The sequence below is a fragment of the Streptomyces sp. NPDC001568 genome (assembly GCF_042893755.1).
In the GTDB taxonomy this organism is placed as follows: Bacteria; Actinomycetota; Actinomycetes; order Streptomycetales; family Streptomycetaceae; genus Streptomyces.
Genome location: NZ_JBIAVF010000010.1, coordinates 308,502 through 329,173, shown reverse-complemented (window position 1 = coordinate 329,173; position 20,672 = coordinate 308,502). Strand labels below are relative to the sequence as shown.

The window sequence follows — 20,672 nt, the reverse complement described above, 5'->3', positions numbered from 1 at the left end:
CGGACCCGGCGGGCCCGATCGGCCCTCAGCGGACCAGGATCGACGGGTCCTCGACGGCCTTCGGGACGGAGACGGTGGACTGGTCGTCGGAGAAGGTCTGCACCGTGAACATCGGGATCCCGTCGTGGGGCAGGGTCAGGGTGCGGGCGGCGTGGACGGGGCCCCCGGAGAGGGTCTCGAGGGTCAGGGCGTAGGAGCCCTTGCCGCCCGCCGGGGCGGGCGGTGGGGTCACGGCGAGGGTGGTGCCCGCCTTGACGGTGAACTCCCGGACCTCCGCCGTGCCGCCCTCGGTGCCCGGGGAGGCCGTCATCCGGACCTTCGCGTCGGCGCCGACGGCGGTGAGGGCCGGTGCGGTCGTCTTCTCGTTGCCGTCGGGCCTGTTGTCCGCGACGGTCGCCCGCGCGCCGACGGGGCCGCTCGCGGCGATGAAGCCGAGTTCCTGCTTGGCGCCGGCGCCGCGCACCACGCGCAGGGCCGCGACGACCGGTACGGCCTTCTTCGGGTCGGTCGGGGCCAGCAGGAGCGAGCCGGCCTCGCCGCGGGTGACGTCGCCGAGGTCGACGCTCGCCGTCATGCCGGCCTTGAGGTGCAGCTGCTCGTTGCCCGCGGGGCTGATCGGCCCGGTCGGCCCGGCCAGTTTCACGGAGAGGTCGGCGTCCTCCTGGCCCGGGGCGAAGGCGACGAGGCGGACCGAGGTGGCGTCCGCGGGGATGCCGGGCAGCACGAGGCTGCCGGAGGGGCCGACCGAGGCGGGCAGCCAGTCGGCGCCGACTCCGTCCTCGGCGATCTGCGCGGAGGCTCCGACCCGGCCCGAACTGGTCGTCACGTGCGCGGTGACCGCGGGCAGATGGGCCTCCTGCGCGAGGGAGGACAGCAGGACCTTCACGGTGGAGCGGGGCTCGACGGCGATGACGGTGTCGGCGGTCCCCGGCTTGCCCTTGACCAGCCCTTCGGGGCCGTACAGCTTGATGTCGACCTCGGCGACGGTGTCGTCCGGGTTGGTGAGGTGGACGTAGTCCTGGCGGCCCTTGGCGGTGCTGACTCCGGGGAACCAGAAGTCGGTGCCGGGCGCGGTGCAGGAGAGGCCGAGCAGGCCGCGGGCCTGGCCGACGGAGACCTTGGTGGTCTGCTGAGCCGTCCAGCCGGGCGCCAGGACCCCCTCGGCGACTCCCGTCAGCGCGGGGGCCTCGGCGCCGGAGGCGCCCGCTCCGACGGGCTTGCCGGGCTCCTTCGGCTCCAGGACGGGCTTGCCGTCCTTGGTCAGCAGCCGGGCCGCGCCGTGGCCGTCGCCCTTGCCGGGGGTCAGGGAGGTGTACGTGGTCTCGGCGATGTCGGAGGAGCTGGGCGCGGGGCACACCAGCAGGGACCGCTCCACCGGCATGCGGGAGGCGGCCTCCTGCCGGGCCGCGACGGCCGGGGCGGAGGCGGGGGCGGTCAGGAAGGCCAGTCCGGTGACGGCGGCCAGCGCCAACGTCACCGCCGCCGGCGTCAGGAGGGCGCGCTGCTTCACTGCTGGGGGCTCCCGTCCGGACGCGGGTCGTGCTGTCCGTAGGCGTCGTACCGCTGGTCGTACTCGTACGGGTGGGGCTGCTGTTGCTGTTGCTGCGGGAACGGGGGCTGCTGCTGGGGGTGGGGGTACGGCTCGGCGTACTCCTGGTACGGCTGTTGCCGCTCGGGCTGCCCCTCGTACGGGTAAGGGGCGTCGTAGGCGTACGCCTCCTCCCCGTACACCTGCTGCGCCGGGATCTGCGCGTACGGGTCGGCGACCGCTTCGGCCGGCGCCGGCTCCGGCGCGGCGCCGGCGCGCAGCCGGCGGGCGCGGCGGCCCTCGCCTGGCTCGCCCGGTCCGGCGCCGGCCGTGGGGGCGGTGTCCTCGTCGGGGAGGTCGTCGTCGAGGCGGGCGGCGCGGCCCGGGAGGGCCATGACGAGCAGGACGAGGGCGAGCAGGCCCTGTGCCCAGTGCCAGGCGTCGCGGGTGAGCGAGTCCTCGTGGACGAGGTCGAGGCGGCCGCCCTCGCGGGGCAGTTCGAAGCCCTGGGCCCAGCCGTCGAGGGTCGTGGGGGTCAGCGGCTTCCCGTCCAGGGTGGCCCGCCAGCCCGGGTCGGCCCGGTCCGCGATGCGCAGGGTGCGGCCCTCCTCGCCGTCCGGGATCTTGGCGTGGGCCTCGACGGGGCCGGCGTCCACGGCGATCGGGGCCCGGCCCTCCTTGCCGTCGAGCACCGAGACGCGGGCGGGCAGCCGCTGGACCTCCCAGAGGGCGGTGCCGTTCTCCTGGTGGCGCTGCTTGAGGCCGGGCGTGCCGTCGAGGACGCGGCGCATCCGTTCGGGGCCGCCGGGCGGGATCATCACGTAGCGGACGGCGAAGGCGCCGAGTTGCTCGGAGTGGTTGGCGCCGGATCCGGAGACCAGGCCGGCGACGGCCTTGGCGAGGCGGGGCTCGCTGCCGGCGGCGGCGAGGAGTTCGGCGTCGCCCAGGCGTGCGCCGGAACCCCGGACCAGGGTGTAGGAGACGGTGGCGGGCGAGTCACCGCCGAGGACCAGGGTGCGGGTGCGGTTGCTGTCGGCGGACTGCTCCGCGACGACGGCGGGGACCTGGACGGCGTCGCGGCGCCGGAGCGGTCCGTCGGCCCCGGCCGCGCCCCACAGGGCGGCGGCGCACAGCGGTCCGGCCGCGGCGGCGAGCGCGACGAGCACGGCGAGCGGTTGGCGCCAACCGAAGCTGCGCGCGGCGACCCGTTCGCGGGCGCCGTCGGCGCCGATGGCGGCGGCGGCCAGGAGGCCGAGTCCGTAGAGGAGGGTGCCGGGGCCGGCCCAGCCGCCGCGGTTGAGGACGACGGCGAGCAGCAGTCCGGCGAGGGCGACGGTCCAGGCGGTGCGTACGGCGAACCGCCGGTCGGCGCGGAGCAGGGCGGCGAGGGCGGCCAGGACGGCGCCGGCGAACAGCGGGGCGCTGCCGGCACCGGGGCCGCCGGGGCCGGCGCCGAGCAGGTCGAGGGGGTCTGCGGGGCCGCCCGTCCAGGGCAGTCCGGCTTCGTCGAGGAAGCGGCCGGGGTGGGTGAGGAGGCCCAGGGACCAGGGGGCGAGGACGAGGAGCGGTACGGCGAGGGTGACGAGGAGCCGCAGGGCGTACGTGGTGCGCCGGACGCGGCGTACGAGCAGTGCGGCCGTCCCGAGGACGGCGGCGAGCGGCCACACGACGGGGGTGAACGCGGTGGCCAGGGTCAGCAGCAGGGTGTAGGTCCACAGCGCGCGCCGTCCGCCCTGCGGACCGGCGCCGTCCGCGAAGCCCGCGGCGGCGACGGCGGAGCGGGCGATCAGGGGGAGGAGCACGGCGAGGACGGCGGTGCCGAGGCGGCCGCCGGCGAGGGCGCCGGTGACGGCGGGGAGGAAGGCGTAGGCGACGGCGGCCCAGGCGCGCAGCAGGCGGGACGTGACGAGCGGCCGGGACGCGAAGTAGGCGGTGAGTCCGGCGAGCGGCACCGAGCAGACGAGCAGCAGGGTCAGCGCGGCCCGGGTGGAGTCGAACAGCAGGACGGAGAGGGCGCCGAGGACGGCGAGGTAGGGCGGGGCGACGGCGGTGGTGCCGACGCCGGCGGGCTGCCAGTCGCCGGTGTAGCCGCGCCACAGGTCCAGGCCGCTGCCGGGGGCGGGGAGCAGGGCGCCGCCGCTGAGGGAGCCGCCGCCGATCAGCGCGCGGCAGGCGACGAGGGAGACCAGCAGGAGCAGGGCGAAGAGGACGGGGGCCGGGTTGCGGGCGATCCGCCGGAGCCGGCCGGCGGGGGCGTGCTCCAGGTGGTCGGCGGCCTCGGAGCCGGGCGCGGACTCCGGGGCGCCGCCGTGGCGGCCGGCGGCGGGCCGGTCGGTGTCGCGGTCGGAGCCGAGGTGCCCGAGGAACTGTTCGGCGTTGGCGCGCAGGGTGGCGCCGGGGGGCGGGAACAGGGGGCGCAGTTCGGCGGCGGGGACGGTGGGCTTGCGGCGGGCCTTGCGGGCGGCGAGGACGCGGCCGGGCCGGAGCAGGGTGGTGAGCAGGCCGGTGATCTCGTCGACGGCCTGGCCGGGGGCCTTGCCCACGAGGTAGCCGAGGGTGCGCAGGAGGGTGCCGACGAGGAGGCGGAGCAGGACGTAGGGCAGGGCGCGGCCGGAGGCGTTGGCCAGCACGGTGTAGACGGCGCCGGCCTTGTCGACGCGGTGGGCGCCGACGGCGGAGCGGCCGGCGCAGTCGACGGTGCGGCGTTCGCGGGCGGCTGCTTCGGCATGGCGCAGGACGGCTTCGGGGGCGACGAGGACGTCGTGCCCGGCGCTGTGGGCGCGCCAGCAGAGGTCGACGTCGTCGCGCATGAGGGGCAGCCTGCGGTCGAAGCCGCCGAGGGCGTCGTAGGCGTCGCGGCGTACGAGCATGCCGGCGGTGGAGACGGAGAGGACGGAGCGGACCTGGTCGTGCTGGCCCTGGTCCTGTTCGCGGCGGTCGAGGCCGGTCCAGCGGCGTCCGCCGCGGGCGATGGTGACGCCCGCTTCGAGGAGTTGCCTGCTGTCGTACCAGCCGCGCAGCTTGGGGCCGATGACGGCGGCGTCGGGGTTGTCGTCGGCGACGCGCAGGAGTTCGGCGAGGGCGTCGGGCTCGGGGGCGCTGTCGTCGTGGAGCAGCCAGAGCCACTGGACGGGTTCGCCGTGGGGGTGTTCGGGGAGGTCGTAGGCGTCGTCGCGCCAGGTGCGGCTGACGGGGTCCCAGCCGCTGGGGCGCTTGAGGTAGGGGAGGTCCTCGGGCGTCAGGACTCCGGCGGTGCGGGCGGCTTCGTCGACGGCGGCGCCGAACCCGGTGCGGCGGGCGAGGTGCAGGACGCGGTCGCGGCCGAGGGCCTCGGTGAGCAGGCGCGCGGATTCGTCGGCGCTTCCGGTGTCGGCGGCGACGTGGTTCTGCGCGGGGCGTTCCTGGGCGAGGAGTCCGGCGAGGGTCCGGGGCAGCCAGCGGGCTCCGTCATGGGCGACGAGGACCGCGGTGACGACGTGCCGGGGGAACTCGGGGGTGGCGGGGCTCCGGTGGGAGGCCGGCGAGTTGCTGTGCAGGGACATCGCGGTACAGGCCCTCCGGCCGGGGATCCGGGGGTGGTGTGCCCTCGGAGGCTGCTGGACAGCGCCCCACACTAACGGCTGGAAAGACGACGGTCCGCCTCCTGCGGGGAAGGTGCGGGAGGCGGACCGTTTGCTCTACCGGGGTCCTGCGGGTGGTGCCGTTCGATATGCAGTGGCCGGCGCTGCGGGTGCCCGGTCGGCGGTGCTCCGGGGGGTTCAGACCGCTGCCTTTTTCAGCCTGCGGCGCTCGCGCTCGGAGAGGCCGCCCCAGATGCCGAACCGCTCGTCATTGGCGAGGGCGTACTCAAGACATTCGGAGCGGACTTCGCAGGCGAGGCAGACCTTCTTGGCCTCGCGGGTGGAGCCGCCCTTCTCGGGAAAGAAGGACTCGGGGTCGGTCTGGGCGCACAGAGCGCGCTCCTGCCATCCGAGCTCCTCGTCCGCCTCCTCGACCAGCAGTTCCTGAAACAGCTCGGTCATGTGCGCCCCTCGCTCTGTCTGTGCGTCCCCGTGGTGACGTCGTCACTGATCGCTACGTAACGACACGAGTGAAATTACAAGTGTGTGGCTCCTACGCAGTCAAGCCGGGATCTGCTATTGGGCCCCTTATTCACTCTGCGGAACCAAGCCTATGCAGAAAGTGTTCATATCGCCAAAAATCGTGACACAAGCCACGGGTGCCGCGACGATGCGCTCTTTCCCCTTGATCGACGTCCCACTCCGAAGGAGGGGTTGCGATTCGGCCGAACATGCGGCGCGGATCACATTCCGGTCACGAGTCGAGGCGGTGGGTTTGAGGGCGGTTTCGGCGGTACTTGAGCGGCACATCCCCTGGTGCGGACTGCACAAACCTTTCTCCGCGCACGGTAACCGGATGAGGTGAAACTTTTCTCGTAAAACGGACATTGGGTTGACAGTCCGACCCTTCCCCCGTTCTCCTTGTCTTCATGTCAGCGCCCGCAGCCGCCACCCGGACCCCCATTCGTGGGTTCCTGCGCGCTGCCCAGGTTCGCTGTTGCTGTTGCAGCTGTTGATGCCCCAGGAGCTCCGGCTCCCGTAGAGCACCGGCTCCCCCACAGCAACCGCCCCGCACGACTGACATCCGTCGAGGAACCCCCACGATGAACAGCGCAGCCGCACCCACCACCGCCCTCGCCCCCACCGCCGCCGCCCCCACCGCCCCGGCCGTCGTCGAGAGCGACCTGCAGATCGCCGGCGACATCCTCGCCGTCCAGCACCTCCTCCAGCCCGCCCGCGAGCACCCGAGCACCATCGCCGAGTTCGTCGGCCTCGCCCGGTCCGTCGCCGCCGACCGCGCCGGCTGGGAGCACTTGGTCCAGTACGACGCCACCACCCGCTGGTACCACCGTCTGCGCACCGGCCCCGGCTACGAGGTCTGGCTGCTCAGCTGGGTCCCCGGCCAGGGCAGCGGCCTCCACGGCCACGGCGGCTCCTCGGGCGTCCTGACCGTCCTGGACGGCGAACTCACCGAGCACAGCGCGCGCGGTTCGCTCACCCTCGGCCCCGGCTCCCAGCGCGTCTTCGCCCCCGGCTACGCCCACGAGGTCGTCAACGACAGCCTCGAAGGAGCGGTCAGCCTGCACGTCTACTTCCCCGGCCTGACCGAGATGCCGATGCACAGCTGCTCCCCGGCCCACCAGGCGCACGCCACCGCCTGACAGACTGCGCTGCATGCGCATTGTTGTACTGGCCGGCGGCATCGGCGGCGCCCGTTTCCTCCGCGGACTCAAGGTCACGGTCCCCGACGCGGACATCACGGTCATCGGCAACACCGGTGACGACATTCACCTGTTCGGGCTGAAGGTGTGCCCCGATCTGGACACGGTGATGTACACCCTCGGCGGTGGCATCAACGAGGACCAGGGTTGGGGCCGCACCGACGAGTCCTTCACCGTCAAGGAGGAACTCGCCGCCTACGGCGTCGGACCCGCCTGGTTCGGCCTCGGCGACCGCGACTTCGCCACCCACATCGTCCGTACGCAGATGCTCGGCGCGGGCTACCCGCTCAGCGCCGTCACCGAAGCCCTCTGCGACCGCTGGCAGCCCGGCGTCCGGCTGCTGCCCATGTCCGACGACCGCGTCGAGACCCACGTGGCCGTCACCGACGCGGAGACCGGCGAACGCCGCGTCATCCACTTCCAGGAGTACTGGGTCCGGCTGCGCGCCTCGCTCGACGCCGAGGCCGTCGTGCCCGTCGGCGCCGAACAGGCCAAGCCGGCGCCCGGCGTCCTGGAGGCCATCGCTGCCGCCGACGTCATCCTCTTCCCGCCGTCCAACCCGGTCGTCTCCGTCGGCACCATCCTCGCCGTACCCGGCATCCGCGAGGCCGTGGCCGCCGCCGACGCCCCCGTCATCGGCCTCTCCCCCATCGTCGGGGGCGCCCCCGTGCGCGGCATGGCCGACAAGGTGCTCGCCGCCGTCGGCGTCGAGTCCACCGCCGCCGCCGTCGCCCTGCACTACGGCACCGGGCTGCTCGACGGCTGGCTCGTCGACACCGCCGACGCGGACACCGTCGCCGAGGTCGAGGCCGCCGGCATCACCTGCCGCGCCGTGCCGCTGATGATGACCGACCTCGCAGCGACCGCCGCCATGGCACGGGCCGCCCTCGACCTGGCGGAGTCCTCCCGGTGACGGTTCCCTCGTACGAGGTACGGGCCGTCCCCGGGATCCCCGAGATCCGACCCGGCGACGACCTGGCGGCGCTGATCGCCGCCGCGGCCCCCGACCTGCGCGACGGTGACGTCCTGCTCGTCACCTCGAAGATCGTCTCCAAGGCCGAGGGCCGCATCACCCGGGCCGCCTCCCGGGAGGAGGCCATCGACGCCGAGACCGTGCGGGTCGTCGCCCGCCGGGGCCCGCTGCGCGTCGTCGAGAACCGACAGGGCCTGGTCATGGCCGCCGCCGGGGTCGACGCCTCCAACACCGCCCCCGGGACCGTCCTGCTGCTGCCCGAGGACCCGGACGCCTCCGCCGCCGCGATCCGCGCGGGGCTGCGCGCGGCCCTGTCCGTCGACGTCGGCGTCATCGTCACCGACACCTTCGGGCGACCCTGGCGCACCGGACTGACCGACGTCGCCATCGGCGCGGCCGGCGTACGGGTCCTGGACGACCTGCGCGGCGGTCACGACGCCCACGGCAATCCGCTCGGCGCGACCGTCGTGGCCACCGCCGACGAGCTCGCCGCCGCCGGAGACCTCGTCAAGGGCAAGGCCGCCGGGCTCCCCGTGGCCGTCGTCCGCGGCCTGGGCCACGTGCTGGACGACGGCCCCACCGCCCGGGACCTCGTCCGCGCCCCCGCCGACGACATGTTCCGGCTCGGCACCTCCGAAGCCGTACGGGAGGCCGTCACGCAGCGGCGCACCGTACGGGCCTTCACCGACGAGCCCGTGGACCCCGGCGCGGTGCGACGGGCCGTGGCCGCCGCCGTCACCGCCCCGGCCCCGCACCACACGACGCCCTGGCGGTTCGTCCTGCTGGAATCGCCGGGCGCCCGCCTGGAACTCCTCGACGCGATGCGCGACGCCTGGATCGAGGACCTGCGGGGGGACGGCAGGTCGGAGGAGTCCATCGCGCGCCGGATCCGGCGCGGCGACGTCCTGCGGGCCGCGCCGTACCTCGTCGTCCCCTGCATGGTCACCGACGGGGCGCACGACTACGGGCACGCCCGGCGGGACGCGGCCGAGCGGGAGATGTTCGTCGTCGCCATGGGCGCCGGCGTGCAGAACTTCCTCGTCGCGCTGGCCGGCGAACGGCTGGGCTCGGCGTGGGTGTCCTCGACGATGTTCTGCCGCGACGTCGTGCGCAAGGTGCTCGGCCTGCCCGAGCACTGGGACCCGATGGGCGCGGTGGCCGTGGGCCACGCCGCCGAACCGCCCCGCGACCGGCCGGCCCGGCCGGTGGAGGAGTACGTCGAGGTCCGCTAGAGCAGGCCGATGTCCCCGCGCGGCATGCGCGGGGTCCGGCGGGGCGGAGTGCGGCCCGCCAGCAGGATCAGCCGGGCCGCGCGGTGGCGCTGGCCCGCGTACGGGGCGAGCAGCTCCAACATGACGGCGTCGTCGGCGTCCCGGTCGCCCGTCAGGGCGTAGCCGACGATGCCCGGCAGGTGCAGGTCACCCGTGGTCACCGCGTCGGGGGCGCCGTTGCTGCGCTGGAGCGTCTCGGCGGAGGTCCAGGGGCCGATGCCGGCGACGGCCTCCAGCCTGCGCATCGCCTCCGGCAGCTCCATCGCGGCGGCCTCCTCCAGCCGGGCGGCCACCCGGGCGGCCCGCACGATGGTCGCGGAACGCTTGGAGTCGACCCCGGCGCGGTGCCAGTCCCAGGAGGGGATCAGCGCCCAGGTGCGGGCGTCGGGCATCACGTACATGTCGACCGGTCCGGGGGCGGGCTCCCCGTGTTGGCGCACGAGCCGGCGCCAGGCGCGGTACGCCTCGTCGGCGGTGACCTTCTGCTCCAGCACGGTCGGCACCAGCGACTCCAGGACCAGCCCGGTACGGGTCAGGCGGAGCCCGGGGCGGCGGCGGTGGCTGGTGTGCAGGAGCCGGTGGCGGGGGACGAACGCGGTCGGGTCGTCGCCGGCGCCGAGCAGTTCGGGCAGGTGCGCGAGGACCCAGTCGGCCCCCGGACCCCACGCCTCGGCGTCCACCGCCTCCCCGCGGAGGGCCACCCGGAGGGTGGCCGCGCCGTCGGGAGTGCGGGTCGCCCGCCAGACGGAGCCGTCGGGGGTGGTGCGGAAGGTGGGGTCGGCGGGGCCGCGGCGCAGCGGGCCGAGCGTGAGCCCGAGGTCCAGCGGTGCTCCGGGTACCCAGGTCCGGGGCCTGGAGCCGGCTCGGGCCGGCGTGCCGTTGCCGGGGCCCGGCGGGACGACGGTACGGCCGCCGCGCACGCCGCTCCGCGTCAGGGGTTCCCGGGGTGAGGCCACCCCCCGAGCGTATCCCCTGGCCGGGGTGCGGCCTGGGCCCCTGCCGTCCGGGGCCGCCCCCTCCCGGACCCCCGGGGGCTCCGCCCCGGACCCCGCGCCTCGAACGCCGGCGAGGCTGGAGGGGGTGGGACGCGCAGGTCGGGGTCGGGGACGGGGACAGGGACGGGGTGGGGTGTTGGCCGGGACCGGAACCTGATGTGTTGGCGCGCGGTGCCGCCACTACCCGGCCCGGCGTGGCCCGGACCGGACCGGACCCACCCCCCGACCGGCCAGGTCAGGGGCGGCCCTGGAGTTTCGCCGATGACGTGCGGGCCGGGGGCAGTTGGCCGTACAGCAGGCGGCCGGGGCACTCCGTCGCGAAGCCGTCGCGGTGGCCCGAGATGACGTTCAGCTTGACGTTGCTGCCCTTTTTGTACAGGTTGCCGCCACCCGACTTCAGCGTGGCCTTGGCCCGCGGGTCCACCCCGAACAGCCCGAGCTTCCACGCCGTGAGCTGCGCGACCGCGTTGACGGCGGCGGCCGGCGGGGCCGTCGTCGAGTAGGAGCCGATCACCGCGATGCCCATGCTGTCCGTGTTGAAGCCCATGGTGTGCGCGCCGAGGACGGCCTTGGCGACGCCGCCCGCCCGCCCCTCGTAGACGGTCCCGCACTTGTCGACGGCGAAGTTGTAGCCGATGTCCCGCCACCCGCTGCTGACCACGTGGTAGCGGTACAGGCTGCGCAGCACCGCCGGGGCGTCCTTGCAGGCGTAGTTGTTGCCGGAGGCGCTGTGGTGGACGAAGGCGGCCTTGACGGTGTTCGTGTAGACGAAGCCCTTCTCGCGCAGGCTCTCGTCGGCGCCCCAGCCCTGGCGGGTGACGATGCGCGGGCGCGGCCCGATGTAGGGCGCGGCCTTCTGGGCCGTCCCCTCCCCCGCGAGGATCGCGTCGGCGGTGGAGTCGGCCTTGTCGAGGGCGACGATCTCGTTGGCTCCGAGCGGGGCGTGCGGGAGGTTGGCGGAGGAGGATTCCGTCATCTCCATGGTCATCCCGGGCAGGGCGCCCACCTGACCCTTGTCGTCCTCGGCGGGCATGCCGTTCTTGCCGTCGATGACGGTGGGCGGCCGGTCCGCCCCCGGGTCGACGAGTTCGATGCGCATGCCGGACGGCAACCGGCGGGACGCCGCCCGCGTGCCCGGGCCACCGCCCTCCGCCCCGGCCCCGGACTCGGCCTGGACCCGTACCTCCACCCCGTCGGACGGTCCGACCCACAGGGGCGCGGTACTGCCCCGCACCCGGCCGGAGCCGCGTTCCGTCGCGTCGGGATCGGCGGCGTGTTCGCTGTTGTGGGTCTCCACGTCCTGCCAGTCGGACCAGGCGGCCGTCTCCACGGAGCGGGTACGGACCTGGACGAGGCCGTGGAGCTGGGTGGCGACGTCGTCCCAGACGACGCCGACCAGGGAGAACGTCTTGACCTCGGGTGCCTCGAGGCCCTGGGTTTCGGGCAGGCCCCGCCCCTCGGGCAGTCCGGGGGAGGCACTCATGCCGGGGACCCCGGGGATCCGGCCGGCCGAGGGTCCCAGGGGGACGAGCGGCAGCGACTGGGTGGACCCGGCCGGGGTCTCGGGGGCGACCGTGCCGGACTGGGCGGCCAGGGCCGGAGTGGTGAGGGCGAGCGGCAGGACCAGTGCGGCAGCCGTCGCGACGCCGATCGAGGAAGCAAGGAATCCACGCATGGAAGCGATGCTGAACTCGCTCACCACGAACCGCCATCGCAGAACTGACGATCCGTCCGCCGGCGCCGCCCGGCTCCTCCCCTGGACGGCCGAGCCGTTGGCCTCCGTACGGGGGAAGGGCCCGCGTACGCTGGGGCGCGTGAACGCCACTGACCGCACCCCTGCCGACCTGCTGCGATCCGCTCTGGCCGCGGATCCGGGCCGCCCGCTCGTCACCTTCTACGACGACGCCACGGGCGAGCGCGTGGAATTGTCCGTCGCCACCTTCGCCAATTGGGTGGCCAAGACCGCGAACCTGCTCCAGGGCGACCTGGCCGCCGAGCCGGGCGACCGGCTCGCGCTGCTGCTCCCCGCGCACTGGCAGAGCGCCGTGTGGCTGCTCGCCTGCGCGTCGGTCGGGGTGGTCGCCGAGGTCGGCGGCGATCCGGCCCGGGCGGACCTCGTGGTGAGCGGTCCGGACACGCTGGACGCGGCCCGCGCGTGCAAGGGCGAGCGGGTCGCCCTCGCGCTGCGCCCGCTGGGCGGACGCTTCCCGCAGCCGCCCGCCGGGTTCGCGGACTACGCCGTGGAGGTGCCGGGGCAGGGCGACCGGTTCGCGCCGTTCGCCCCCGTCGACGCGGACGGGCCGGGCCTGGTGGTCGGCGGCGAGGAGTTCTCGTACGCGGAGCTCGTCGCGCGGGCCCGCGCGGACGCGGCCGGCCGCGGGGACGGCTCCCGGGTGCTGTCGGGACTGGGCTACGACACCTGGGAGGGGTTGTCGGCGGGCCTCTTCGGGGCGCTGGCCACCGGCGGGTCCGTGGTGCTGTGCCGGAACCTGGACGCCCTGTCGGAGGCCGGGCTGGCACAGCGGGTGGAGAGCGAGCGGGTCACGCACACGGCCTGACCGACGGGGCGACGGGTCTACGGGGCGACGGGTCTACGGGCCGACGGCCGACGGACCCCGCGCCCGTCCGTCCGTGCGCCTCCTCCCCCGGCCCCACCTGCCCGACTTCGGACTATTTGTCACCCACATGGCCCTTGACGGCACCCCGCCCCCGGGCCGGTCCCGTCACCCCGGGGGAGACTCGGCTCCAGGTCGTGCTCACCCGCACGGCCCGTTGTTCCACGGCGGCCGAGGGGACGGAACGCGAGTGACGGACCGCGCGGGCATACCTGACGGCGCCGGGCCGGCCGGGGGCTCCTGGAAGCCCCTGACCGGCCGCAGGCGCCGGATGCTGCGCTGGATCGCCCTCGGCGCGGCCCTGCTGGTGCTCACGGGGGCCGCTGTGGGGTGGTGGCTGTACGCGAAGCTCGACGGGAACATCACGGCGGACGCCTCGGCCGCCGCCGAGCTGGAGCGCTACGAGCGGGAGCGTCCGGCCCACCTCACGACGGGCGCGCAGAACATCCTGCTGATCGGCTCGGACTCGCGCGCCGGCAAGGGGAACACCGGGTACGGCCAGGACCGCGGCACCCAGCGCTCGGACACCACGATCCTGCTGCACCTGCCCGAGGACCGGAAGAGCGCGACGGCGGTGTCGATACCGCGGGACCTGATGACAAACGTCCCGAGCTGCCTCAAGCCCGACGGCACCCGCACCGGCGAGCGGTTCGTCCAGTTCAACTGGGCCTTCGAGTGGGGCGGGGCCGCCTGCACGATCCGTACGGTGGAGAAGCTCACCGGGATCCGGATCGATCACCACATGGTGGTGGACTTCGGCGGGTTCAAGCGGATGGTCGACGCGGTCGGCGGGGTGGAGGTGTGCCTCAAGGAGCCGGTGGACGACACGGAGGCGCGGCTGCGGCTCGCGGCGGGGCGCCATCTGCTCCGGGGCGAGCAGGCCCTCGGCTTCGTCCGGGCCCGGCAGAGCCTGGGCAACGGCAGCGACACCCAACGGATGCAGCGCCAGCAGCAGTTCCTCGGCTCGCTCGTGAAGAAGGTGCAGGGCAACGGGGTCCTGCTGAATCCGACGCGGCTGTATCCGGTGCTGGACGCGGCGACGTCCTCGGTGACCACCGACCCGGGGCTGGCCTCGCTGCGCGGCCTGTACGAACTCGTGCGGAGCGTAAGGGACATACCGACCGAGCAGGTCAAGTTCCTGACAGTGCCCCGCCGTCCGTACCCGAGCAACCCCAATCGGGACGAACTGGTCGAGCCGGACGCGGACCGGCTGTTCCAGCAACTGCGCGAGGACCGCCCGCTGACGGTCACCCCGCCCGACCCCGAGTCGGATGCGGAGTCGGATGACACGCAGGACCTGCGGGAACGTGCGGACGCGCGCGCGGAGGACGAAAATTCGGCCGACGCGGACGGGAACATCGCAACCGGCGCCACCCCCGGCCCCGTCCCCACTTTCACGGGAACGACCGCAGGTCAGGCCGATTGCCGGTAAAGCAATCCAAAAAGCCGGGACCCGACCGCGCCGCTTGGGGGTTTTGGCCCGTTATAAGGGGAGTGGATTTTGTCCCCGGCATGGTTTGCTGCCGACCTGGCCGGATAAGGTGAGCGATCCGGTGCACCGGCCGGCCAAGAGGCCGTGCACCAGCAGCCGGATCGTTGACCGCGCGCCTGGGGGGAGGCGCGTCGCGAAGCACCGACGGAGGATTCGAGCAACCGTGGATGCGCAAAGCCGTGGGCGGGCGGACGAGATCGACCCCGCAGACCAGTGGGTCCTCAATCCCCGCACTGGCAACTACGAACTGCAACTGGACCATTCCGCTGCGCAGCAGCCCACCGTCGCGCCACCGCGCAGATCCCGCCGCAGAGCCCCCGCCCCGGCCACGCCCACGGCTCCGTCCCCGGCCGTCCCGAAGCCCCGTCGGGGCGACGGACCGCCCGGCGGACGGCGCGGCGGACGCTCGCGCAAGGCCGGCGGCGCCTCGGAGCGGCGCCGCAAGCGGCTGGCGATCACCGGCGGGACCGTGGCGTTCCTGCTGGTCGGCGGCTCGGTGGGCGCGTACCTGTACTTCGAGCACCTGAACAGCAACCTCAACGTCATCGACACGGGTCGCAAGGCGGGCAGCTTCAAGAAGGACCAGCCGATCAACATCCTGGTCATCGGCACCGACAAGCGCAGTGGTGCGGGCAACCAGGGGTACGGCGACGCGAACAGCGTCGGCCACGCCGACACCACGATCCTGTTCCACGTCTCGAAGGACCGCTCGAACGCCACCGCGCTGTCCATCCCGCGCGACCTGATCACCGACATCCCGGTCTGCCCGACGAAGGTGGACGGGGCGGTCAAGGACATCCCCGCCACCAAGGCGACCCGCTTCAACAACAGCCTGGGCCAGGAGGGGCGTGACCCGGGCTGCACGATGCGGACGGTCGAAGAGCTCACCGGCGTCCCGGTCGACAACTTCATGATGGTCGACTTCAACGCCGTGAAGAGCCTGAGCACGGCGGTCGGCGGCGTTCCGGTGTGCGTGGAGAAGGACGTCAAGGACCAGGCCTCCAAGCTCGATCTGAAGGCCGGCGAGCACCGGCTGGAGGGCGAGCAGGCGCTGGCCTTCGTACGGACCCGGCACGCGTTCGGCCTCAAGAGCGACCTCGACCGGATCAAGACCCAGCAGCAGTTCCTGGGTTCGATGATGCGCGAGATGAAGTCCAAGGAAACGCTGACCAGTCCGAAGAAGTTCTTCTCGCTGGCCGAGGCCGCCACCAAGTCGCTGACCGTGGACCAGGGCCTCGGATCCATCGGCAAGCTCACCGACCTGGCCGGTGAGTTGAAGGACATCGACCTCAAGAACGTCACGTTCACGACGCTGCCGGTGCTCGACAACCCCAACGATCCCCCGAACCAGAACCTGACGGTCGTGGTCAACTCCGCCCAGGCCGATCCCCTGCTGGAGATGATCCGCGGGGACGTGTCCCTGACCGAGGTGGAGAAGCAGAAGGAGGCCGCCAAGGAGGCGGCCGACAGCGAGGCGAAGAGCAAGCAGGACGCGCTGCTCCAGGGCAACCGCGCACCCGCCGGGGACGTCCGCGTGGAGGTCTACAACGGCGGCGGGCCCTCGGGCTCCGCCTCCACCACCTTGACCTGGCTCCAGCAGAGCAAGGGCGTCTACCGGGCGAGCAACCACGGCAACGCCGCGGTCAAGCTCGGCAGCACCCAGCTGGAGTACGCCCCCAACCAGGCGGACCAGGCCCGGGCACTGGCGGACATGATGGGGCTGTCCGCGGCCGCCCTGAAGATCGGTACGACCGACGCCGCGCCGAAGGCGCCGATGAAGCTGACGCTGGGCGCCGACTTCAAGGAACCGGGGGCTCCGCTGAACCCGGCCTCGGCGACTCCGCAGCAGGCACCGGAGGGACTCCAGCGCCTGGAGGCGGACAAGGCGGTCTGCGCCCGGTGACCGGCCGACCGACCGGTCCGGCGACGACGCCGGGCCCGGACGGCACGCGGGCGCGGACCGATGAACGCCGCTTACCGGCGGCGCGCACAGGAAGACCGCCGAGGATGACGGGCGGCAGCCGGTAGGACCGGCACCACACCACGATAGTGATCTTGAGGGGGGACGCGTGAGGCACAGCAGCGTGCGGGGGGAGGGGACGCCCGACCGGGCCGCCGGAGGCATATCCGGCGGTGGCGAGGCAGCCGGCACGGTTCCCCCACAGAGAAGGGGTTCCGGCTCCGGGACCCCCGGCGGCGGACCGGCCCGCCGGCGCAAGCGCCGGACCCTGTTCTGGGTGGCGTCCGTGATGGCGTTCCTGATCCTGGGGACCTCGGCGGCCGGCTACCTCTGGTACCGCCACCTGGACGGGAACATCCGCAGCGGTCAGCGCCTGAGCGGTGACAGCAGCGTCGAGAAGTCCCGGGCCAACGCCAAGGGCCAACGCCCTTTGAACATCCTGCTGCTCGGCTCCGACAGCCGGAACAAGCCGGAGAACCTGGCGCTCGGCGGCAGCCACGACAGCGTCGGGGCGCCGCCGCTGGCGGACGTGCAGATGCTGCTGCACGTGTCGGCGGACCGGGAGAACGCCTCCGTGGTGAGCATCCCGCGCGACACCCGGGTCGAGATACCCGAGTGCACGGACCCGAAGACCGGCGAGAAGTACAAGAAGACCACGGCGATGATCAACGAGACCCTCGGGCGCGGGGGTCCCGGCTGCACCCTGGCCACCTGGGAGAAGCTGACCAACATCTACATCGACCACTGGATGACGATCGACTTCAGTGGTGTGGTGCAGATGGCGGACGCGATAGGCGGGGTCCCGGTCTGCGTCAAGGACAACGTCTGGGACCGTGCCCTCGGCACCGACGGCGGCGGATCCGGCCTCAAGCTCCCCGCCGGCACCACGAAGGTCAAGGGCGAGCAGGCCCTCCAGTGGCTGCGCACCCGCCACGCCTTCAGCAGCGACCTGGGCCGGGCCCAGGCGCAGCACATGTACATGAACTCGATGATGCGCGAGCTCAAGGGCCAGAACGCCTTCACCGACGTGGGCCGCATCACGGCCCTGGCCGAGGCGGGCACCAGGGCGCTGGAGGTCTCCGAGGAGATCGGGTCGGTCAAGAAGCTCTTCAACCTGGCCATGGAGCTCAAGCACGTCCCGACCAACCGCATCACGATGACGACGATGCCGACCTTCCCCGACCCGCGGGACCTGAACCGGCTCGTGGTGAACACCGCGGACGCCGAGAAGATGTGGACGATGCTCCGCAAGGACGTCGCCTTCGACAAGAACGGCGTCCCGAGGGAGCCCGAGGCCTCCACCGGCTCGCCGGCCGCGGGGACCCCGCAGCCGGCCGCGAGTTCCTCGCAGCCCGGTGGGACCGTGCAGGAGCCGTCCAAGGCGCCGGTCACCGCCAACGACAAGATCGCCGTGCACGTGGTCAACGGCACCGCGGCCGGGATGCCGCTGGCGCCCGGGCGGGCGGCCTCGGTCACGGAGGCCCTGGTCGCTAAGGGCTTCACCTCGGCCCGGGCGGACAGTGCGCTGACCCCGGAGAAGACCACCGTCGTGCGCTACCCGACCGCGGACCTAGCCGACGAGGCGCAGGCCGTGGCCGCCGCGCTGGGGATCCCGGCGACCGCGGCGCAGCAGTCGGCGCAGGTCTCCCGGCTCACGCTGGTCGTGGGAGCGGACTGGCGCGACGGCGCGGCGTTCCCGCAGCAGGCGCCGCCCGAGGCCGGTGCGGTGCCGGACACGGCCGACGCCATCAACGGCTCCGACAGCGGGGCCTGCATGGAGGTGTACAAGCCGTACCGCTGGTAGCTCCGGCGGTTGGGAAACGCGCAAGGGGTGACCCCGTCCCGCGAGGGAGGGGGGTCACCCCTTGCGCGTACCGCTCAGACCTCGGAGGAGTCCCGTCGCACCGACGGGCGGCGGCTGGCGATGACCTTCGCCGCGAGCGAGCGCGGGCTGGTCAGGAAGCCGAAGCCCCAGCACATGTGCATGGTGGCCAGGGCCACCGGGATCTGCGCCCGGGCCTTGAGCGGAAGCCCCTTGCCGGCGGGTACGGAGCCGGCGGTGATCGCCGCGAGGTAGCCGGCCGGGACCACGAGGGCCCAGGGCGTCAGCGTCGCGCCCGCCACCAGGCCGGCCGCGATCGCGCAGACGGCGGTGGGCGGGGCCAGGTAGCGCAGGTTGATCGAGCCGGCGTGGTAGCGGGCCACCACGTGCCGCCAGCGGCCGTAGTTCTTGTACTGCTTGGCCAGCGCCCGTACGGACGGGCGGGGGCGGTACTGGACCTTCAGCTCGGGCGAGAACCAGATGAGCCCGCCGGCCTCGCGGATGCGGAAGTTCAGCTCCCAGTCCTGGGCGCGGATGAACTCCTCGTTGTACCCGCCCTGCTGTTCCAGGGCCTCGCGGCGGAACACGCCGAGGTAGACGGTCTCGGCCGGGCCGGCCTGCCCCCCGGTGTGGAAGGCCGCGTTGCCGACGCCGATCTTCGAGGTCATCGCGGCGGCGACGGCCTGCTCCCACGCGTTCTCGCCCTCGGCGTGCATGATGCCGCCGACGTTCTGCGCGCCGGTCTCGTCCAGGAGGCGGACGGCGGTGGCGATGTAGTTCGGGGAGAGCATGCCGTGGCCGTCGACGCGGACGACGATCGGGTGGCGCGAGGCCTTGATCGCGGCGTTCAGGGCGGCGGGCGTCCGGCCGGTGGGGTTCGGGACGGTGTGGACACGCGGGTCTTCGCGTACGAGCTCGGCGGCGATCTCGTCGGTGCGGTCCGTGGACGGCCCGAGTGCGATCACCACCTCCATCTCGCCTGCGTACTCCTGTCCGAGGATGTGCCGGACGGAGTCGCGCAGATGGCGCTCCTCGTCGAGCACCGGCATGATCACCGAGACTGCGGGCTGCTGCGCGGGCATGTGGTCCTTCAAGGTCGGGTATCGGTGTCACGTTACCGCGTACGGGGGAAACGGGTGCGCGCCGGACGAGCGGTACGGACAGAGGCTGATCGTATGGGCCTACTGTTCTGACGAATCCTAAGAATCAGCCGACCGTTGCCCTGCTGTTCCCCCGCGGAGGTGTCCCTCGTGCCCCAGCCGCACCGTCCCACCCGACCCGCCAGGCCGCCCCAGCCACAGCGTGCGCGGCGGGGCGGCCCGCAGGCCCGGCGCCGGCGGGACAGACCCCGGTGGGGAGTGCGGATCGCGGCCGGGGTGGCGGTGGTGGTGCTCGGGTCCGGGGCCGTCGGGCACGCGGTGATGACCGGCCTGGACACCGGGATCCAGCGGGTGGACCCGTTCAAGGACATGAAGAACCGCCCCCAGGCCGGGCACGGCCTGAACTTCCTGCTCGTCGGCACCGACGGCCGCGACAGGATCACCAAGGAGGAGAAGCGGGAGTACCGCCTCGGCGGCGCGCCCTGCCACTGCACCGACACGATCATGTTGGTGCACCTGTCCGCCGACAAGGAGCGGGCGAGTGTGATCAGCCTGCCCCGCGACAGCTACGCCGAGGTCCCCGCCCACCACGACCTGGTGACCGGGAAGCCGCACAAGGCGCACCCGGTGAAGCTGAACGCCGCCTACGCCGAGGGCGGGCCGAACCTGACGGTGCGCACGGTGGAGAACATGACCCGGGTGAAGATCGACCACTACCTGGAGGTCGACTTCACCAGCTTCATGAAGACCGTCGACGCCATGGGCGGCGTCGAGATCTGCACGGCCAAGCCGATGCGCGACACCTATACGGGCCTCGACCTGCTGCCCGGCACGCACCGGCTGACGGGCGGCCAGGCCTTGCAGTACGTACGCTCGCGCCACATCGACGGGGCCTCCGACCTGGGCCGGATGCAACGCCAGCAGCGGTTCGTCGCCGCCCTGATCAAGCAGGCGACCGGGGGCGGGGTGCTGCTCAACCCGGTGAAGTTCAAGGAGGTCAGCTCCACGCTGCTGGGCTCGGTGCGGGCCGACCGGGACTTCGGCTCGGAGCAGATGCTGGCCCTGGGGCAGGCCATGCGGGACTTCACCCCCTCGTCGTCCGAGTTCGCCTCGGTCCCGGTCGGGGACGCCTCGTACGCGGTCAAGGGCATCGGGTCGACGGTGAAGTGGGACGCGGCCAAGGCCGCCAAGCTGTTCGAGTCGGTCCGCCAGGACCGGCCGCTGGCCCCGGCCCGCGCCGGGGGGACCCGGCGGCCCGCCGCGGTGGCGGTGGACGTGCCGCCGAGCCAGATCAAGGTGCAGGTGGAGAACGGGACCCGGATCGACGGGCTCGGCGGCCGGGTCGACTCGGCGCTGCGCGCCACCGGATTCAACACCACCGGCGCCCCGGGCAACGGCGCCGGCCGGGACGTGCGGCGCACGGTGATCGCGTACGACCCCCGGTGGGACCGCACCGCCCGGACGGTCGCGACGGCCCTGCCCGGCAGCGAACTGCGCGCGGTGCCGCGCCAGGGCCGCACGGTGCTGGTCATCGCGGGCACGGACTACAAGAAGGTCGTGCCGGTCCGGGCGGAGGACCCGTACCAGGGCACGTTCGGCGTGGTGACGGGCGACCAGGTGGTGTGCGGGAAGTAG

General features: G+C 73.4%; 14 protein-coding genes. 8 read left to right on the top strand and 6 right to left on the bottom strand.

Annotation, left to right across the window (positions count from 1 at the left end; genetic code table 11):
• Nucleotides 1–25: 25 nt before the first annotated feature.
• The 3 genes from ACFY0I_RS20600 to ACFY0I_RS20590 all read right to left on the bottom strand — a co-directional run bounded on the left by ACFY0I_RS20600 (nt 26) and on the right by ACFY0I_RS20590 (nt 5,550).
• Nucleotides 26–1,510, bottom strand: coding sequence for a DUF5719 family protein (locus tag ACFY0I_RS20600; RefSeq protein WP_388897568.1), 1,485 nt, complete (start codon nt 1,508–1,510; stop codon nt 26–28).
• Nucleotides 1,507–5,070 carry a glycosyltransferase family 2 protein gene (locus tag ACFY0I_RS20595; RefSeq protein WP_388897566.1) on the bottom strand — a complete coding sequence of 1,188 codons (3,564 nt, stop codon included), beginning with the start codon at nt 5,068–5,070 and terminating at the stop codon, nt 1,507–1,509. The genes ACFY0I_RS20600 and ACFY0I_RS20595 overlap by 4 nt, the downstream gene beginning before the upstream one ends.
• A 216-nt stretch (nt 5,071–5,286) precedes the next feature.
• Nucleotides 5,287–5,550 (bottom strand): WhiB family transcriptional regulator, encoded by a 264-nt coding sequence (locus ACFY0I_RS20590; protein ID WP_003983763.1) that lies wholly within the window; start codon nt 5,548–5,550, stop codon nt 5,287–5,289.
• Nucleotides 5,551–6,191: 641 nt separating this feature from the next.
• Between ACFY0I_RS20590 and ACFY0I_RS20585 the strand changes: the two genes are divergently transcribed.
• Genes ACFY0I_RS20585 through ACFY0I_RS20575 form a run of 3 tightly spaced genes read left to right on the top strand, consistent with a single transcriptional unit; the run spans nt 6,192 to nt 9,014 of the window.
• Nucleotides 6,192–6,749, top strand: a complete 558-nt coding sequence (locus ACFY0I_RS20585; protein WP_388897563.1) for a cysteine dioxygenase — start codon at nt 6,192–6,194, stop codon at nt 6,747–6,749.
• A gap of 13 nt (nt 6,750–6,762) precedes the next feature.
• Complete coding sequence (cofD, locus tag ACFY0I_RS20580) at nt 6,763–7,722, top strand: 2-phospho-L-lactate transferase (protein WP_388897560.1); 960 nt, start codon at nt 6,763–6,765, stop codon at nt 7,720–7,722.
• A complete protein-coding gene (locus tag ACFY0I_RS20575; RefSeq protein ID WP_388897558.1) occupies nt 7,719–9,014 on the top strand; it encodes a coenzyme F420-0:L-glutamate ligase in 1,296 nt (431 codons plus the stop codon). The genes cofD and ACFY0I_RS20575 overlap by 4 nt, the downstream gene beginning before the upstream one ends.
• Here the strand turns inward: ACFY0I_RS20575 and ACFY0I_RS20570 are convergent.
• Nucleotides 9,011–10,009, bottom strand: coding sequence for a DNA-3-methyladenine glycosylase family protein (locus tag ACFY0I_RS20570; RefSeq protein ID WP_388897555.1), 999 nt, complete (start codon nt 10,007–10,009; stop codon nt 9,011–9,013). The two genes, ACFY0I_RS20575 and ACFY0I_RS20570, sit on opposite strands and share 4 nt — an antisense overlap.
• A 274-nt stretch (nt 10,010–10,283) precedes the next feature.
• Nucleotides 10,284–11,723: a peptidoglycan recognition protein gene (locus ACFY0I_RS20565; protein ID WP_388897553.1), complete on the bottom strand. Its 1,440-nt coding sequence runs from the start codon at nt 11,721–11,723 to the stop codon at nt 10,284–10,286.
• A 139-nt stretch (nt 11,724–11,862) separates the two neighbouring features.
• On the opposite strand from ACFY0I_RS20565, the gene ACFY0I_RS20560 reads away from it, so the two are divergent.
• The 4 genes from ACFY0I_RS20560 to ACFY0I_RS20545 all read left to right on the top strand — a co-directional run bounded on the left by ACFY0I_RS20560 (nt 11,863) and on the right by ACFY0I_RS20545 (nt 17,919).
• Complete coding sequence (locus ACFY0I_RS20560; RefSeq protein WP_388897655.1) at nt 11,863–12,606, top strand: TIGR03089 family protein; 744 nt, start codon at nt 11,863–11,865, stop codon at nt 12,604–12,606.
• Nucleotides 12,607–12,853: 247 nt separating this feature from the next.
• Nucleotides 12,854–14,095 (top strand): LCP family protein, encoded by a 1,242-nt coding sequence (locus tag ACFY0I_RS20555; RefSeq protein WP_388897551.1) that lies wholly within the window; start codon nt 12,854–12,856, stop codon nt 14,093–14,095.
• 223 nt (nt 14,096–14,318) lie between these two features.
• The gene (locus ACFY0I_RS20550) at nt 14,319–16,058 is read left to right on the top strand and encodes an LCP family protein (protein ID WP_388897548.1); all 1,740 of its coding nucleotides are present in this window, start codon (nt 14,319–14,321) and stop codon (nt 16,056–16,058) included.
• Between the two features lie 166 nt (nt 16,059–16,224).
• Nucleotides 16,225–17,919: an LCP family protein gene (locus ACFY0I_RS20545; RefSeq protein ID WP_388897545.1), complete on the top strand. Its 1,695-nt coding sequence runs from the start codon at nt 16,225–16,227 to the stop codon at nt 17,917–17,919.
• A 74-nt stretch (nt 17,920–17,993) separates the two neighbouring features.
• Here the strand turns inward: ACFY0I_RS20545 and ACFY0I_RS20540 are convergent, their stop codons facing one another.
• A complete protein-coding gene (locus ACFY0I_RS20540; protein WP_388897542.1) occupies nt 17,994–19,019 on the bottom strand; it encodes a glycosyltransferase family 2 protein in 1,026 nt (341 codons plus the stop codon).
• Nucleotides 19,020–19,295: 276 nt separating this feature from the next.
• Between ACFY0I_RS20540 and ACFY0I_RS20535 the strand changes: the two genes are divergently transcribed.
• Complete coding sequence (locus tag ACFY0I_RS20535) at nt 19,296–20,672, top strand: LCP family protein (RefSeq protein WP_388897539.1); 1,377 nt, start codon at nt 19,296–19,298, stop codon at nt 20,670–20,672.

Excerpts from the sequence above, each read along its gene's own strand:
- ACFY0I_RS20595 (WP_388897566.1), bottom strand. The coding sequence starts at position 5,070 with ATGTCCCTGCACAGCAACTCGCCGGCCTCCCACCGGAGCCCCGCCACC.
- ACFY0I_RS20585 (WP_388897563.1), top strand. The coding sequence starts at position 6,192 with ATGAACAGCGCAGCCGCACCCACCACCGCCCTCGCCCCCACCGCCGCC.
- ACFY0I_RS20540 (WP_388897542.1), bottom strand. The coding sequence starts at position 19,019 with ATGCCCGCGCAGCAGCCCGCAGTCTCGGTGATCATGCCGGTGCTCGAC.
- cofD (WP_388897560.1), top strand. The coding sequence starts at position 6,763 with ATGCGCATTGTTGTACTGGCCGGCGGCATCGGCGGCGCCCGTTTCCTC.
- ACFY0I_RS20590 (WP_003983763.1), bottom strand. The coding sequence starts at position 5,550 with ATGACCGAGCTGTTTCAGGAACTGCTGGTCGAGGAGGCGGACGAGGAG.
- ACFY0I_RS20565 (WP_388897553.1), bottom strand. The coding sequence starts at position 11,723 with ATGCGTGGATTCCTTGCTTCCTCGATCGGCGTCGCGACGGCTGCCGCA.